The following is a 16,431-nucleotide window of genomic DNA, read 5'->3' as shown; positions in this document are numbered from 1 at the left end:
TCGGCAATGCACTCAACGCAAGCGCATCGTTGTTGTCTCGATAAGTGTAGGAAGGCGGTCCGTAGGCATCGGAACTTGATGCAAGGCCAAACCATCGGCCAAATCGATTGCGCACACAAGTAAACGCGTCTCGCGTATTAGACAAGACCGATAAGAAGCTTAGCCGCAAAGATTTCGCGCACCACATCCGAATATATCATTTCATATATTTGCCGAACCGGCGAACGGACGTGATCGAAGCTTGGCTTTTTGCGTGGATTCGCGCGGCTGCTTGCTGCAACGGCTCCATGGCGACGCTCATGTGATGGGCATTGGCATGCAGCAGCATGGCGGCATCGCACATGATGCCGACATGGCCGCGCCAGAACACGAGGTCGCCGCGTTGCAGGCCGCTCAGACCGGCATCGAAGGGCACGGCGGCGCCGGCAGCCCGCTCCTGCAGGTCGGTGTCGCGCGGAACGCCGATACCACTGCGCGCGAGCGATACCTGAACAAGACCGGAGCAGTCGATCCCCAGAGCGGATTTCCCGCCCCACAGATACGGGGTATGGGTAAATCGCTCTGCAACCGCGACGAAATCGTCCGCAGGGGTCGCGACCGGCGCAATATGGGGCGTGAAGACAAAGCCGCCTTCAACACAATGTGAAAACTCGCCCTGCGTGCGATCGATCGCGACCCCGGCCCCGAGCGGTAGCGCGGCAACGATCGGCTGCTTCATATCCGCCGCGGGATAAACGAAAGTCCGGTTGACGCCGACGACATGCGTCGGCTGTGGCGCTTCGAACCCGAGCGCGTGCATCGCGACATAACCAACGTAGCCGTCGCCCTCGAGCTGGATCCAGCCCCAGCCCTCGTCCTCGTCGTAAAGCGTGACCGGTTCGCCATGGAGGGCCTGCGTATCGAGGGGCGCATCCGGACGCGGCAGACGGCGGATGTCGGCGACGTCCGCCGTGATGGTTCGGCGCTCGCCGCGCACGAAGCGCTCGGCGGCGACCCGCCCTTCGAGATGCGCCGCCGCCAGATCGAAGCGCGCCGGCGTCAGGCGCGGGTCGAACCCATCGCGCCCGCTCAATGCAGCACCGGCTCAAACACCGCGGCCTGGCTCGGCATGTCGTCGGCGGCGCCGGCACCCGGACCGAAGCGCGTTTCGAGCAGATCGAAGAGCAGATGCGCCGCCTGCACCGCGCCGCCTTCCGGACGGCCCGGCTTGGTCGCCGGCGACCAGCCGTAGACGTCGAAATGCACCCAGCTCCCGGCCTTCTCGACGAATCGGCGGAGGAACAGCGCGGCGGTCACCGAGCCGGCAAAGGGTCCGCCGGAAATGTTGTTGAGGTCCGCCACCTTGCTCTTCAACAACGCGTCATAGGGATCCCACAGCGGCATCCGCCACACCGGGTCGTTGGTGGCTGCCCCATGCCGGGCGATCGCAAGGGCGAGGTCATTGTCCATCGTGTAGAACGGCGGCAGGTCCGGTCCCAAGGCCACGCGGGCGGCACCGGTGAGCGTCGCGAAGTCGAACAGCAGCGTCGGCGCCTCCTCATCGGCCAAGGCCAGGGCATCGGCGAGAATGAGCCGCCCTTCGGCGTCGGTGTTGCCGATCTCGACCGTCTTGCCTTTGCGGCTCGAAATCACGTCGCCGGGACGAAAGGCGTTGCCGGCGATGGCATTTTCGACGATCGGCACGAGCACGCGGAGGCGCACCGGCAGCTTGCGCCGCATGATCATCGCGGCGAGGGCGAGCGCCGTCGCGGCGCCGCCCATGTCCTTCTTCATCAGGATCATCCCGGAGCTCGGCTTGATGTCGAGGCCGCCGGTGTCGAAGCACACGCCCTTGCCGACCAGCGTGACCTTCGGCCCTGCGGGATCGCCCCAGGTGAAGTCGACGAGACGCGGCGCTTCGGTCGCCGCACGCCCGACCGCATGGATGAGCGGAAAGTTTCGGGTCAGCAGATCGTCGCCGCGGATCACCGCGAAGCTGGCACCGTGGGTCTCGGCGAGGGCGCGGGCCGCCTCTTCGAGGGCCGACGGCGTCAGATCGTTGGCCGGGCGGTTGATGAGATCGCGACCGAGGGCGATGGCCTGAGCGATCGTCGCCACCCGCTCGCCGTCGACATCGTCGGGCACACGCAGCTCGGGCATCGTCGTCTCGGCCTTGCGAAATCGGGTGAAGCGGTAGGCGCTCAGGTGCCAGCCAAGCGTCGCCAGAAACGGATCGCGGATGCCACTGGCATAGCGGTACAGCCCCGCGGGCAGAAGGCCGGCCAGCTTGCCTATCAGGAACGGGTCGCGGTGGACCGCCTCGTCGGCCTCGACGCCGAACAGGACGGCAGCGAGATCGCCGGCCTCACCGGGCACCAGAACGTGATGGCCTTCGGCCGCCTTGAAACCACAGGCGGTAACGAAGGCCGCCGCCGCAGCCGGCAAGGTTGCGAGCAGCGCCGGCAGGTCCTTCGCGGTCACGCCGTAGATCGGTATGCCGTCACTCACCGACGACCCATGCTGCAACGGCATCCAAGCCCTTTCTCATGTTCACAAGCCCGCGAGGCGCGCCTCGCCAGGGGCCGAGCCTCGCCGAGGCGCCCCAAAATGGGGCGGCTCTTAAGGCTTCGTTAGCGTTAACGTTTTATTGCTTCGGTCTGGCCTGGCAAGGCCAAGCGGATCGAGATGCCCATGATAACCGGCCTGCGCCCTTTTTCGACCGACAAGACCATCCCGTCGTCCCGAGGATTCCAGATCATGCCTTTCGGGGCTCGCCGTTCGATACGCCCTGCCCTCCTGGCCCTGAGCGTCGCCCTGATGCTCGGCGGCTGCCAGACGCCCGGCATGTCGGATATCACCGGTTCGATCGGACCCGGCCCCGGCCCGATGCCGACCGAACCCGGCGCCTTGCACGCCTATGCCGACCAGCTCGGCACCCGCTTCGATTCGCATCCCGACGACAAGGTCATCGGGCTTGCCTATGCGCGCGCGCTGAAGGCCTTGACGCAATATGCGCAGGCCGTCGCAGTGCTGCAGCGCATCGCCGTCAAACATCCCAAGGATCTCGATGTCCTTGCGGCCTACGGCAAGGCACTGGCCGATGCCGGACGCCTGCAGGAAGCCGCCGAAGTCCTCGGGCGCGCCCACACGCCGGAGCGGCCGAACTGGTCGGTTCTGTCGGCGCAAGGCTCGGTCGCCGACCAACTCGGCGACCATGCGCAAGCGCAAAGCTACTATACCGCCGCTCTCAAGATCGTGCCGAACCAGCCGCAGGTGCTCTCCAACCTCGGCCTTTCCTACGCCCTGGTGCGGCAGATGCCGAACGCCGAAGCGACGCTGCGCACGGCGGCCGACCAGCCCGGCGCCGACATGCGCGTGCGCCAGAACCTTGCCCTCGTGCTGGCACTGCAGGGCAAGTTCAGCGAGGCCGAAGACATCTCCCGCCGCGATCTCGCGCCGATCGACGCCGCCAGCAATGTCGCCTCGATCCGTCAGATGATCGCGCAATCCGACACCTGGAAAGACATCAAGACCGGTGATCGGAAAAAGACGGCGATGGCGCCGCGGCACGCGCCGGAGCGCACCCGAACCGCCGCGACCGACGACGCGCAGTAAAGCCGCCTCGCCGGGGTTTGGCCCGGTGCGAAGTCGATAGAGGCCGATTTTGGCCGCAGCTTTTTTAGCTGCAGAAGTCGGCAACTGCCGACTTCTGCCTACTGCATCTGGTGGGTGACCTGGATCGCCGCCGGCGTGATGATCACGGCGAACAGGACAGGCAGGAAGAACAGGATCATCGGCACCGTCAGCTTCGGCGGCAGGCCCGCCGCTTTCTGCTCCGCGAGAAGCAGCCGGTGTTCGCGGCTTTCCTTGCCGAGGACGCGGAGCGCGGTGCCCAACGGCGTGCCATAGCGCTCGGCCTGCACCAGCACCGTGACGATCGACTTGATCGACTGCACGCCGGTCCGCATCGCAAGGTTTTCATAGGCCGTCTTGCGATCCGGCAGATAGGAAAGCTCCGCGGTCGTCAGCGTCAGCTCCTCGGCGAGGGGGATCGACTGGACGCCGATCTCCTGACTGACCTTGCGAAACGCATGCTCGATCGACATGCCGGATTCGACGCAGATCAGCATGAGATCCATCGCATCGGGAAACGCCCGGGCGACGGATTTCTGGCGCTTGGCGATGGTGTTGGAGATGTAGAGTTCCGGCGCCTTCAGGCCGGCGTAGGCGGCGAAGATGACCGAGCCGAATTTCGCCGTTATGGGCCAGTCGAAGTCGCCGATGACGAAGACATAGAGCGCCCCGGCAATCAGCGTGCAGATCGGTACCACGAGCCGGAAAAAGAGGAAGGCCGTTTCCGCCTGGCTGCCGCGAAAGCCGGCGCGCAGCATCTGCGCCTTGGCCTTCTCCGTACCGAGCCACGACGACAGATTGAAGCGATCGACGATCCGCTTCATGTAGGCCTTGGGCTCGTAGCGCAGGCTGCCGCGACTGACCGACAGGCGCTCGCGCTCGCGTGCGCGGATTTTTTCGCGTTCGCTGGCGACGGCCTTCATGCGCTTCTGCAGCGGCTCCGACACGAACAGCGGCATCGCCACCGATACGACGGTGGCGAACGTCGCGATCGCGACGAGCGCGCCGAAGACGAATTGGCTGTTCATGAGATATTGCATGGTCGCGGCTCTGGTTCGGACGTCTCGGTCACCGTTCCAGCGCAAACGACGCGCGCTGGCCGTAATATTGCGGCCTGCCCTACATGTCGAAGTTGATCATCTTTTTCATGATGAAGATTCCACAGCCCATCCAGAAGGCGCAGACGCCAAGCACGGTATTGCCGGTCGTCGTCGTGAACAGCAGCATGATATAGGCAGGGCTGGTGAGATAGACGAAGAACGCGACGACGAACGGCAGCGCGCCGATGATGCCGGCGGAGGCCTTGGCCTCGCTCGACATCGCCTTGATCTTGCCGCGCATCTTCTTACGGTCGCGCAGCACGTTCGACAGGTTGTTCAGCGCTTCGGCGAGATTGCCGCCGGCCTTGGCCTGGATGCTGATGACGATGGAAAAGAAGCTCGCTTCCGGCGTCGGAACGCGGTCGACGATGCGCTCGACCGCTTCCGGAATCGAGAGGCCCATCTGCTGCGCCTCCATGATGTGGCGGAACTCCGCACGCACCGGTTCGGCCGCTTCGCCGGCGATGTTGCGCAGACAGTCGCCAAGCGGAATACCCGCCTTGATACCGCGCACGATGATGTCGATCGCGGAGGGAAACTCTTCGAGAAACTTCTTGATGCGGCTCTTGCGTCGGTTGTTCACGAACCAGCGCGGAAGGCCAAAGCCTGCGATGATCGCCAGGCCGACGGCGATCAGGGGACTGCCGTTCAGGATGTAGCCGGCCACGCCGGCGCCGATCCCCAAAACGATCGAGCCGATGATGAAGCGCTGCTTGCTCCAGCTAAGCCCCGCCTGCGCCATCTTGGATTCGAAGCTGATCTTCTTGCTTCGTGCCCGGGCGTCGAGCTCCTTCAAACTGTCGGTCACCTGCTTCCGGCGCTTCGCCGCATCATTGCCGCGCGCCACGACGACCGACGGCGACCGCGTCTCGAGCGCGGCCTTGCGTTTCGCCGCCGCCGAATTTCCGGCCAGAATCGGGTCGAGGACGGCGTAAAGGACGCCCCCCACCGATATGACGGCGAGCAGGGGAAGCGCCAGCTGGCTCAGATCCATGGCGTCTGCTCCGCGAGGCGACGCCGGACCGCAGCACAGGGTGCCGTGCCCATCAAAGCACCTCGTCCTTGACTTCGGCCGAGTCGAGTGCCGCGGCAAGCCGCGCCTCTTCGCCGTAGTACGACGCACGCTCCCAGAACCGCGGTCGCCCGACGCCGGTCGAACGATGGCGTCCCTTGAGGCGACCGGCCGCGTCCTCGCCCATGAGATCGTAGACCAGGACGTCCTGGGTGATGATGACGTCGCCTTCGAGGCCCATGACCTCGGTGACATGGGTGATACGCCGCGATCCGTCGCGCAGACGCGCGGCCTGGATGATGACATCCACGGAGGAGACGATCATTTCGCGGATGGTTTTGCTCGGCAAGGCGAAGCCGCCCATGGTGATCATCGACTCGAGGCGGCTCAAGGCTTCGCGCGGCGAGTTCGCATGCAGTGTACCCATCGACCCATCGTGGCCGGTGTTCATCGCCTGCAACAGATCGAACGCCTCGGGGCCGCGCACCTCGCCGACGATGATGCGTTCGGGGCGCATACGCAGGCAGTTGCGCACGAGATCGCGCATGGTGACGGCGCCGCTGCCCTCGAGGTTCGGTGGCCGGGTTTCCAGACGCACGACATGCGCCTGCTGAAGCTGCAGTTCCGCGGCGTCTTCGCAGGTGATGACGCGTTCGTCGCTTTCGATGTAGTTCGTCAGGCAGTTCAGCAGCGTCGTCTTGCCCGAGCCGGTACCACCGGAGATCAGGACGTTGCACCGCACTTTGCCGATAATTTTGAGGATTTCGCCGCCTTCGATCGAGATCGCGCCGAAGCGGACGAGCTGGTCGAGCGTCAATTTGTCCTTGCGGAACTTTCGGATGGTGAGGGTCGGGCCGTCGATCGCCAGCGGCGGCGCGATCACGTTGACGCGCGATCCGTCGGCAAGGCGGGCGTCGCAGATCGGCGAGGCTTCGTCGACGCGGCGGCCGACCTGGCTGACGATGCGCTGGCAGATGTTCATCAGCTGCGCATTGTCGCGGAAGCGGATGTTGGTCAGCTGGATCTTGCCGCCGACCTCGATAAAGGTTCTTAACGCACCGTTTACCATGATGTCGGCGATGTCGTCGCGGGCGAGCAGCGGCTCGAGCGGGCCATAGCCGAGGACGTCGTTGCAGATGTCGTTCAGCAGGTCTTCCTGCTCGGCGATCGACATCACGACGTTCTTGATCGAGATGATCTCTTGCACGATGTCGCGGATTTCTTCGCGCGCGCTTTCGCCGTCGAGACGCGACAGCTGCGACAGATCGATCGCCTCGATGAGAGCGCCGAAGATCATGCTCTTGGTAACGTAATATTCGTCCGATCGCGCCTGATCCGGGACGATCACGGGGCTCGCCTGGACCGGCGGGCGCAGGGCTGCGGCCTTCGACGCAGCCGGTGTCACGCGGGGTTCGAACACGGGCACAGCCGCAGCGCGCGGCTTCTCATCCCCCGCGCTGACTGCAACGATCGCGCGTTTGCCAAACATGAATTTCTCCGATCGACCGCCTCCGTATGCGGTTCGACAGCGTGACCGGCTCCGTCAGGATGCCTTCTTCCGCGACAGTCTATCCATGAAAGGCTTAAGTATGTTTTTCGATGGCCGGCGAATTTCGTGCTTTCCGGTCACGATTCGCGCGAGGTCGCTGATCATTTCCGCGACCTTGCTGGCCGCCTCCACCTCGGCGATCATCTGGCCGTTGTTCGCCGCGGTGCCGAACAGCTTCGGCTCGAAGGGGATCGAGCAGACCGGCTTGAGATCGACGGCCTTGGAGAAGTCGGCGATGCTGATTTCCGGCCGCTTGGGCACCCCGACCTGATTCAGCACGAGATGCGGCGCGCCGTCATGCGGCCTAGCGAGCCGCAGCGTATCGACGATGCTCTTGGCGTTACGGAGGCTGGCAAGTTCCGGCGTCGCGACGACGACGATCTCGTCGGCGCCGACGAGCATGCGCCGTGCCCACGCGCTCCACACATGAGGCACGTCGAGAATGACGTAAGGCGTCGAGGTCCGGAGGATGTCGATGAGGTGATCGAAGGCCGTGTCGGAGAAGTCGTACACGCGATCGAGTGTCGCCGGCGCGGCGAGAATGCTGAGCCGATCGGTACAGCGTGACAGCAGACGATCGACGAGGTTGGCGTCGAGACGATCGGGCGCGAATACCGCCTCGGCGATGCCTTGCGGCGGATCCTGGTTGAAGTCCAAACCAACGGTTCCGAACCCGAGATCCATGTCGGCAATGACCGTCTGCAGCTGCAGATCGCGGGCGATCGAGAAGCCGATGTTGTGGGCCACGACGGACGCGCCGACGCCGCCCTTCACGCCCGTCACGGCGATGATCTTGCCGAGCGGCTCGGCGTCGATATGGGTGTAAAGCGCAGAGATGGTCCTGATGAAATCGAGAACCTCGAAGGGCACGACGAGATAGTCGCTGATCCCACGTGCCATGAGCTCGCGGTACAACACGATGTCGTTCAGCCGCCCGGTGACCACGACCTTGGTGCCCGCGTCGCAGTATTCGGCCAGCGACTCGAGACTTGAGATGAGCTCGCTGCGGTCTCCGGACGTTTCCAGCACGATGATGTTCGGCGTCGGGGCGCTGCGATAGGCCTCCACGGCGGCTGTCGCGCCGCCCATGTGGACCTTGACGTGCGCCTTTTCCATCCGCCGGTCGCCGACCGCCTTCTGCACGATCTGCGCGACCTCCTGGGTCTCGCAAAACGCCTGAATGGAGATGCGCGGAACCGGCGCGATCATCTCGGCTTCCGAACCTGCCCCGCCGATCATCAGCTGCCTCCCACCGTACCGATGGACGTGTTGTGGACGGTCCAGGTCGTCGAGGGATCGATTCCCTTGCGGACGTTTTCGATGGCGCGGCTTTGGATCAACGTGTCGGATGCGTCCTCGCCGCGTGGTCCGACGAGATCCCGGGGATCCGCCGTCTGCGCCGCGATCATGCTCTGCGTCGAACACCCGAAGTTGTAATAAGGTCTGTTCTGCCACTCGTCGATCGTCGAGCCGGACGCGAGATCGCTCGGCCATTGGCCGCATTGGTCGCCAACCTTTGCCTTCAATCCAGCGAAGCTCAACCGGACCGGCGACGACAGGTTCTGGTTCCCGATCGGATAGGTCGTTACGTCGATCGCGGCGCGAACGCCGCCGGACTCGAAGGCGCGGCGGATGCCGGCCACCATCCCACGCGATTCACCCTGCCCGGGTCCACGCGGGACCAGGACGAGGATCGGGCCGCGGCCGCCTTGGCGATATTCCTCGGCGAAGGACGCGACCTGCTTCGCGGAGTGGCGATCGAGGCCGCCTGCCGCCAAAGACGGAAAGATGTCGATCGAAACGCTTTCTTTTGCGAGCACGATGGGATGACGCAGACGATAGTCGTCGTTTGCGATCGCCGACATTTTCATGCGGTCCGAGGTGCCGCAACCGGCAAGCGGCGCGAGCATGAGCACGCCGAACACCGCCTTGGCTACGCCGCTCGCGCGCCGGCGCATCGGCTTCGGGGACTGAAACGGGGAAGTTTGATCGGGGCGCATCGTCATCAATCCTGGATAAAGCCAACGCGGCCACGGTAGTTTTTGACCGCTTCGGGATTGCTCGGCGTCGCGTACAGCCGGTTCACGCGACCGAGCAGCCACGATTGCGGATCGCTCGCCTCGGCAAACCCATCGTCCGGCCGCGCGATCTCGTTCGGCTTGACGGCTTTGACGATGATCGGCGTGACGATGATCATCAGCTCCGTCTCCGAGCGCAGATAGTCGCGGGAGCGGAACAGCGTCCCGAGGATCGGCAGATTGAGCAGCCCGGGCAGGCCATTGATGACCTGCCGTGTCTGCTGCTCGATCAGGCCGGCCGTCGCGATCGATCCGCCGGACGGCAGCTCGATCGTGGTTTCGTTTTTCCGGGTTCGCACGCCAGGCGTCGGCGTTCCCGAGATGATGACGGAGTTCTGGAAGTCGATGTCCGTCACTTCGGTCGCGAGATGCAGCAGGATCCGGCCTTCCGACAGGATCACCGGCGAGAAGTTGAGGGTGATGCCGTAGTCCTTGAACGCGGCGCCACCGGTGGTGCAGCTCGTCGTCGTGACGCAGACCGTTCCCGTCGGATAGGGAAACTGCCCGCCGACGGTGAACTTGGCGTTTTCACCCGACACGGCGGTGACTGTCGGCTCCGCGAGCGTCCGTGAGACGCCGTAGCGCTCGAAGGCCTGCAGCGTCGCCGACAAGTTGCTGCCCGAGGCGATCTGCAGGGCCGTCGCAGAATACTGACCGTTGATGCCGAACGGATTGGCCTGGGTCAGCGGACCCCAGGTGCTCGACGTCACGCCCAGCTGCTTGACGATGTCGCGGCGCATCTCCGAGACCGTGACCTTCAGCATGACCTGGTCGCGGCCGCGGATCACCAGGGAATTGACGACGAGACCATCGGCATTGGCGGCGCTCGCGCCACCCAGGTTGGCGCTTTTAGCAAAGCCCTTGGCGATATCGGACGCGCGCTGCGCATCCTCTGCCGAGTCGACCGTGCCGGTCAGGATGATCGTATCGTTGATGGTGCGGGCAACGATGTCGGTGCCGGGCAGCGCGGCGCGCAGGATCTGCCCGAGTTCGCCGACATCGCGACCGATGTTGATTTCGAAGGAGGCAAACTGGTGGCCCTGGCGATCGAGCGCGTAGACGCTCGTCTGGCCGTTGGCGACGCCGATGATGTAGAGCTTGCGTGCGGTCCGCACGATGGCGTTGGCGACCGCGGGATTGCCGACGAAGATTTCGGCGGCGTCCTGTGGCAGATCGAGAATGAGCGACTTGCCGACGCCCATGCTGATCCGCTGCGATCCTTCCGTCGCGCCGCCGATCGCGGGGGCGTTCTGCGACCGGGCCTCGATGGACTCCGGCGTCGCACCGAGAAGGGCGACAAGCGCGAGCGCGAAGGCTGGGTTGCGGGAGAACAAAGGGATCATCCTTGTTGGGAAGGATTGGCTCATCGGACGCGCGCCTGACTGGCGTTTCCGAAGCGGACGATCGTCATGCTCGGCGGTTGCGCGATAATCGTCGGCGCCACCACTTCCTGAGCCGAGTCCGCCATGCTGCGCAGCGTCAGCGAGAGCTGGCTGGTGCGCTGCGCCAGGATCACGCGCTCCGCCTGCTCCGGCGTGAGTTCGAGCGTCGCGGTACCGCCCGCGACGACGCGTTCGCCGGATTTTTCCTGGACGCTCTGGCCGATCGCGAGAACCCGGATGTTGGTGAGAATGGTCTCGCTGGCAAAGCTGCCCGGCGCGCCGTCTTCGGCATGAAAAGTCCGCACGACGTCGACGCGGTCGTTAGGCAGGATGAACCCGCCGGCGGTGGTCGTGCCCTTTTCGTCGATGTTGATGGCGACGGCACGCGCGCCGCTCGGCAGGACGGCCGAGAGGAAGCCGGAGCCGGTTCCCTTTACGAGGCGGTCCGGACGAAAAGGCTCGCCTGCAAGGAAGTTGGAGCGGACGATCGAGCCCTTGATCTCGTCGAAGGCATTCGGACGCAGGCTTTTTTCGATGATGCCTTGCGGCATCTGCCCTTTCGGCCAGGGCTGCCAGCGCATGTCGTCGGCCGTGATCACGGCGCCAAACCCGATGTCGCGCGCGGCGACGAGAACAGCGTCGGTCTCGACCGGAGCCGCAGGGACGACCACGCGGACCGGCTCGGGCGGCTTCGAGTCCATTACGATGTAGGCCGCGCCCAAGCCGGCCGCCAGCGCAACACCAATAACCACGAGGCGAGCTGTTTTCATGTTGGTCCAAACCGAGCGTCGCTCCTGATGAGCCTCGTCGATAAGACCAGTGAAACCTCAAATTAAGGTTAACAAAATGAATCGCATGGTTGTGACCGGATGCGCTGAAACGGCACGCGCCCGGCGGCGCTCATGCTTTGTCCGCAAAGTGATCGATCAATCGAAGACTGGTTTGGACGATGCGCCGAAACACGGTCCGTGAGCGAGCCGCGAAACGCCTCGGCTTCACGAGATTAGAAGATCGGACCGCACGCGGAAAGTCCGACGTTGCGGCCGATACTCTAAGCGACGACGGTGGCGATCCACAGGCTCGTGTCGGGATAGACGAACAGACCGGCGATCGCCAAAGCGATGCCGTATGGCACGCCCGCCTGTTTGTCGTGCAGGCGCGTCATCCATTCGACGGCAATGCCCCAGCGCGGGAGCGGACGATTGCGAAACATCAGGATGCCCAACGTCAAGGCGCCGCCCAGCAGAGCGGCATCGAGACCGTAATCGCCGAGATGATCCCAGCCGATCCAGACAGCCGTCGCCGCCGCGAGCTTGGCATCGCCGCCGCCGATCCAGCCGAACGCGAACATGCCGAAGGTGAGGACCAGGATTCCCGCGCCGCAGGCGAGATGGAGTCCGATTTCGGGGAGCGGAACGCCACCGAAATAGGCGAGCGGGATGAAGATCAGCACCAGCGCGATGGAGATCCGGTTGGAAATCGTCATCGTGAACAGATCGGAGATCGCCGCGAACATCATCAGCATCGGGAAGAACAGCAGCGTCGACGCTTGGAGCATGGTCGGGGATCCCACCGCGTGAAAGCGGACGTCATAATCCGTGGTTCAGGCGCAGCATAGACGCGAGGCTTTACGCTATCCTTAACCGCGGCCTAAACCGGACCCGTCTTAAAACGAAAAAAGCGGCATCGCCGAGCGATGCCGCTTTTCGGAAGTCCGCGAATGCTAGGTCAGGTTGTTGGCTACGGCGTTGAATTTGGCCGAGAGCCTCGTGCCGACGACTTGGATCGCGCCGATGATGACGACAGCGATGAGACCAGCGATCAGGCCGTATTCGATAGCGGTCGCGCCGGACTGATCGGCTGCGAAACGGTTGAAAAGATTTTTCATAGAGGTACCTCGTTGGGTTTGTTAAGAGCCCCAGGAGCGCCCCATCGGGAAGCCTCGCCGGTATCCAGACGCTAGCCAGCAGATGTTGCGATAACGTTAAAGCGGCTCCGTGCATTGCACCCGGGACCGACGTTTACTTGCATGGTTAAGAATGCATAGACAGCTTTAATTCAAGTATAAAGCATTTGAGACAAATTCGTATAAATATTGATCGACAATTCAACTATTCGTCGGCGTCACGCCTTATGGATAAGTAGCCATCTGAAATCAAGCGGTTACCAATCTACCGCTCGATTTCAGAGTACAGAGCGAATGCGCGGTTAACGGATGGTGACCAGCGTCATTTTTGCTTGGCGACGATCTGGCCCTTGATGTCGGCATAAACCGCAGCGGGGATGATCTTCTTCTGAACGAGTTCATCCTTACCCTTGTAGGGGCGGCCGGCGATGATGTCGGTGGCGCGCTTTTCCCCGACGCCCTTCAGGGCCACGAGCTGATCCTTGGTCGCGGTATTGATGTCGAGCAGCGCGGTGCCTGGCGAGGCCGTCATCATCATCGGAGCCGGCTTGGCGGCCTTGGCGGCCGGCGCTGTCTGCGAGGTTTGCGCCATCGCCGCGCCGCTGATCGCGAGGGCGGTTGCGAGGCAAAGACCGAACACGGATTTCTTCATGGACATGACAGACCCTTTCGGCGGCAACGCGCCGCGCCGCGAGAAATCGGCGCATCGCAGGCCGCCGTCAAGGGGACACGAGGGCGTAGAACGCTCGGTGGCGGGCCGTGCGATTGCCTGCGCGGGCGCTCCCGGCCAAGGCTGCAGAGGCCGGGTCTACGCCCTGCCGCAGCCGGCGCCGCGCTAAGGCGAAAAGATCAGCGTGAGATAGACGAAGAACATCACGAGATGCATTGCGCCTTCCAGGATCGTCGTCCGCACGCCGGAAAAGGTCAGCGTGCAGAGGACCAGCGTGGTCGCCAGAAGGATCATTTCCGCCGGCGGCAGGCCGAGCACGATGGTCTGGTCCGAAATGATGCTGACGACGATCACGGCCGGCACGGTCAGGCCGATGGTCGAGGCAGCGGCGCCGAGACATAGATTGACGCCGCGCTGCAGTTGATTGGCGGAAACCGCGCGCAGCGCGGAAATGCCTTCGGGCGCCAGCACGATGATGGCGATGAGGACGCCACCGAGCGCCGCCGGTGCATTGGCTGCGGAGAGCCCGTGTTCGAGAAGCATCGCAAGCTTCTTCGACAGGAGCACGATGGGCAGGATCGACAGCACGAGGATGGCGGCATGCCGGGCGATCGCGCCGCCCTGCCCGGCCGGACGCGGTTCTGCCGGTTCGATGGCCGCATCCCTGCCTTCCGGCTCCAGGAAAAACGCCTGATGGCGGCCGGTTTGGACGAACAAAAAGATCGCGTAGAGCATCAGCGTGAAGATCGAGAAGGCGATCTCCTGCGCGCTCGACAGCGTGCCGCCCTCGGTCGATTTGGTGAAGTTCGGCAACAGGAATGCGATGACCGACAGCGGGATGATGACCGCGAGATAGGCCGACGCGCCCTGAAGGTTGTAGCGCTGCTCGCCGTGGCGGAAGCCGCCGATGAGCAGACCGAGGCCGACGATGCCGTTGAGCACGATCATCAGCACGGCGAACATCGTGTCGCGCCCGAGCGTCGGCGCATCCTTGCCGCCGAGCATCACCGCGCTGATCAAGGCCACCTCGATCAGCACGATGGCCAGCGTCAGGATCAGGGTACCGAGCGGCTCTTTCAGGAGCTCCGCGAGATGGTCGGCCTCGGCAACGACGCCGAAGGCGGACCAAAGAATGACGATCAGCAGACCCGCAAAAAGCAGGGCCTCCGGCAGCGGGGCCAGCCCCGCGAGCAAACCGCCCGCGGCGAACACGGCGGCGACGGCGGCCCAGCCGATGACGAGGCGCGCAGCGGTCTTCATAGCGCGACGGGCGCGGCGAGCCGGCCTTCGCCATCCGCCCAGAGCGCGGCGAGGCCTTCGCGGTAGGTCGGATAGGCGAGATCCAGCCCGAGCTCCTCCTTGATCTTGCGGTTCGAAGTGCGCTTGTTCTCGCCATAGAAGCTGCGCGCCATCGGGGTGAGCTCGGCGATCTCGAAATCCAGCTCGGGCGGCGGTTCGATGGCCATCAGCTCGGCGGCGTAGGCGACCACGTCCTGGGGCGGCGCCGGCTCGTCGTCGGTGACGTTCCACACGTCGTTCTCGCCTTCGTGCACCAGCAGCGCGGCGATGGCGCGGGCGATATCCTCGACATGGATGCGATTGAACACCTGGCCCTGCTTGACCAGACGCCGCGCCTTGCCCTCGGCGAGATTTACCAGGGCGTTGCGCCCGGGACCGTAGATGCCGGAGAGGCGCAGGATGTGGACGGCCTTGGTGCGGTCACGCCCCATCGCGGCCCAGGCTTTTTCCGCCTGAACGCGGACCAGCGAGCGCTCGCTGGTCGGCGTCGGCGCGGCGGTCTCGTCGACCCATTCACCGCCGTGGTCGCCGTAGACCCCGATGGTGGAGAGATAGAGGATGCGCTGCGGGCGCTTGATGCTTGCGATCTTGCGGCCGAAGCGGGCCAACACAGGATCGACCGAGGTGCCCGGCGGCACCGAGACGAGGATCACGTCGGCCTGCGACAGCCGCTCGTCGATCTCCGGACTGGCGCCCTCGGGACTGAAGTGCAGCATCTCGACGCCATCGACGGGCGGACGCTGGTGGTCCTTGTCACGCACGGTGCCGCTGATGGTTTCAAAGGCATCCGCATACTGGCTGATGAAGTGACGGGCGCTATACCCAAGGCCGAACACGAAAAGATTCATAAGGGCGTTATACTCGCAACTCGCGGGTGAAGCCTATCGATGGTGGCCCATTCGATACGCACGGCGGAATCGGCTTCGGTTCCAACGTGCTGGTCCCTGAGCATGGCTAAAACCGGGGCGGTTTCAAGTTCGCCGAGCGCCCAGACCGCCATCGCCCGGATCAAGGGCGAGGGATCGCCAAGATGCGCCGTGACGAGGGGGACAAGCGCGGCCTCCGCCGAATTGCCGGCCGCGATCAACAGGTTTCGCATGAAGCGGGTGCGCCCGATGCGCTTGACCGGGCTGCCGGAGAACAGTGTGCGAAAGCCTGCATCGTCGAGGCTCAGCCAATCGGCGAGGCGAGGAGCCAAAAAATCGACGCGGGCGCGGAGTTTTACCTCGCTCGCCTCCTGCGCCCATTTGTTCCACGGGCAGATGGCAAGGCAGTCGTCGCAGCCGTACACGCGGTTGCCGATCGGCCTGCGGAATTCGCGGGGGATGTGCCCTTTGTGCTCGATGGTGAGGTAGGAGATGCAGCGCCGCGCATCGAGTTGATAGGGGGCCGGAAACGCCGCTGTCGGGCAGATGTCGAGGCAGGCATGGCAGCTGCCGCAGTGGTCGGCTTCCCGCATGTCGGGCGCGAGGTCGAGGGTGGTGAAGATCGAGCCCAAGAAGAGCCAGGAGCCGAAGCCGCGCGACACGAGGTTGGTGTGCTTGCCCTGCCAGCCGAGCCCTGCCGCTTCCGCCAGCGGCTTTTCCATCACCGGCGCGGTGTCGACGAAGACTTTGACTTCCGTCCCCGAGCCGCCCTGCGCCACCAGCCAGCCGGCCAGTTCCTTGAGCTTGCCCTTGATGACGTCGTGGTAGTCGCGGTGGCGGGCATAGACCGAGATGTTGGCCGCGCCGCGGTCGGCGAGGAGGGCCAGCGGGTCGGCGTCAGGGCCGTAATTCATGCCGAGCATGACGATGGAGCGCACATCCGGCCAGAGGACACGC

Annotated in this window: 16 protein-coding genes; 1 reads left to right on the top strand and 15 read right to left on the bottom strand. The window is 64.3% G+C overall.

Translation table 11 applies throughout. The annotated features are described in order from the left end of the window. Positions 1-196: 196 nt before the first annotated feature. Together GSQ79_RS20910 and GSQ79_RS20905 are read right to left on the bottom strand one after the other, a co-directional pair. A complete protein-coding gene (locus tag GSQ79_RS20910) occupies positions 197-1,072 on the bottom strand; it encodes a C40 family peptidase (protein WP_158810700.1) in 876 nt (291 codons plus the stop codon). After that, entirely contained in the window at positions 1,069-2,487 is a 1,419-nt protein-coding gene (locus GSQ79_RS20905; protein ID WP_246725475.1) for a M17 family metallopeptidase, read from the bottom strand. The genes GSQ79_RS20910 and GSQ79_RS20905 overlap by 4 nt, the downstream gene beginning before the upstream one ends. 177 nt (positions 2,488-2,664) lie before the next feature. Here GSQ79_RS20905 and GSQ79_RS20900 point away from each other — a divergent pair, with 177 nt between their 5' ends. Further along, positions 2,665-3,594 (top strand): tetratricopeptide repeat protein, encoded by a 930-nt coding sequence (locus GSQ79_RS20900; protein WP_368669962.1) that lies wholly within the window; start codon positions 2,665-2,667, stop codon positions 3,592-3,594. A gap of 98 nt (positions 3,595-3,692) precedes the next feature. Here the strand turns inward: GSQ79_RS20900 and GSQ79_RS20895 are convergent, their stop codons facing one another. The 13 genes from GSQ79_RS20895 to queG form a co-directional block, all read right to left on the bottom strand. Continuing rightward, positions 3,693-4,652, bottom strand: coding sequence for a type II secretion system F family protein (locus tag GSQ79_RS20895; protein WP_158810696.1), 960 nt, complete (start codon positions 4,650-4,652; stop codon positions 3,693-3,695). 79 nt (positions 4,653-4,731) lie between these two features. Next, positions 4,732-5,706 carry a type II secretion system F family protein gene (locus GSQ79_RS20890; protein WP_158810694.1) on the bottom strand — a complete coding sequence of 325 codons (975 nt, stop codon included), beginning with the start codon at positions 5,704-5,706 and terminating at the stop codon, positions 4,732-4,734. A 52-nt stretch (positions 5,707-5,758) separates the two neighbouring features. Further along, the gene (locus GSQ79_RS20885) at positions 5,759-7,213 is read right to left on the bottom strand and encodes a CpaF family protein (RefSeq protein ID WP_158810692.1); all 1,455 of its coding nucleotides are present in this window, start codon (positions 7,211-7,213) and stop codon (positions 5,759-5,761) included. A gap of 54 nt (positions 7,214-7,267) precedes the next feature. Continuing rightward, positions 7,268-8,512, bottom strand: a complete 1,245-nt coding sequence (locus tag GSQ79_RS20880; protein ID WP_158810690.1) for an AAA family ATPase — start codon at positions 8,510-8,512, stop codon at positions 7,268-7,270. Continuing rightward, entirely contained in the window at positions 8,512-9,273 is a 762-nt protein-coding gene (locus GSQ79_RS20875) for a CpaD family pilus assembly protein (protein WP_158810688.1), read from the bottom strand. Before GSQ79_RS20875 ends, GSQ79_RS20880 begins: the two co-directional genes overlap by 1 nt. A 5-nt stretch (positions 9,274-9,278) precedes the next feature. Continuing rightward, a complete protein-coding gene (locus GSQ79_RS20870) occupies positions 9,279-10,694 on the bottom strand; it encodes a type II and III secretion system protein family protein (RefSeq protein ID WP_158810757.1) in 1,416 nt (471 codons plus the stop codon). A 20-nt stretch (positions 10,695-10,714) separates the two neighbouring features. Continuing rightward, entirely contained in the window at positions 10,715-11,503 is a 789-nt protein-coding gene (gene cpaB / locus GSQ79_RS20865) for a Flp pilus assembly protein CpaB (protein WP_158810686.1), read from the bottom strand. Positions 11,504-11,784: 281 nt separating this feature from the next. Then, positions 11,785-12,291 carry a prepilin peptidase gene (locus GSQ79_RS20860; protein WP_158810684.1) on the bottom strand — a complete coding sequence of 169 codons (507 nt, stop codon included), beginning with the start codon at positions 12,289-12,291 and terminating at the stop codon, positions 11,785-11,787. Positions 12,292-12,456: 165 nt separating this feature from the next. Further along, entirely contained in the window at positions 12,457-12,621 is a 165-nt protein-coding gene (locus GSQ79_RS20855; RefSeq protein WP_158810682.1) for a Flp family type IVb pilin, read from the bottom strand. Positions 12,622-12,961: 340 nt separating this feature from the next. Beyond that, entirely contained in the window at positions 12,962-13,291 is a 330-nt protein-coding gene (locus tag GSQ79_RS20850) for a helix-hairpin-helix domain-containing protein (RefSeq protein ID WP_158810756.1), read from the bottom strand. A gap of 183 nt (positions 13,292-13,474) precedes the next feature. Next, positions 13,475-14,569 carry a calcium:proton antiporter gene (locus tag GSQ79_RS20845; RefSeq protein WP_158810680.1) on the bottom strand — a complete coding sequence of 365 codons (1,095 nt, stop codon included), beginning with the start codon at positions 14,567-14,569 and terminating at the stop codon, positions 13,475-13,477. After that, positions 14,566-15,456: an SDR family oxidoreductase gene (locus tag GSQ79_RS20840; protein WP_158810678.1), complete on the bottom strand. Its 891-nt coding sequence runs from the start codon at positions 15,454-15,456 to the stop codon at positions 14,566-14,568. Before GSQ79_RS20840 ends, GSQ79_RS20845 begins: the two co-directional genes overlap by 4 nt. Further along, positions 15,453-16,431: tRNA epoxyqueuosine(34) reductase QueG (gene queG, locus GSQ79_RS20835; RefSeq protein ID WP_158810676.1), on the bottom strand; the 979-nt coding region annotated here is incomplete at its 5' end. The genes GSQ79_RS20840 and queG, both read right to left, overlap by 4 nt.

Origin of the sequence: Beijerinckia sp. L45 (genome assembly GCF_009765775.1) — a bacterium.
Lineage (GTDB): Bacteria > Pseudomonadota > Alphaproteobacteria > Rhizobiales > Beijerinckiaceae > RH-AL1.
Note: the sequence above shows the minus strand (reverse complement) of the source record. Positions and strands in the feature narration are given on the sequence as shown.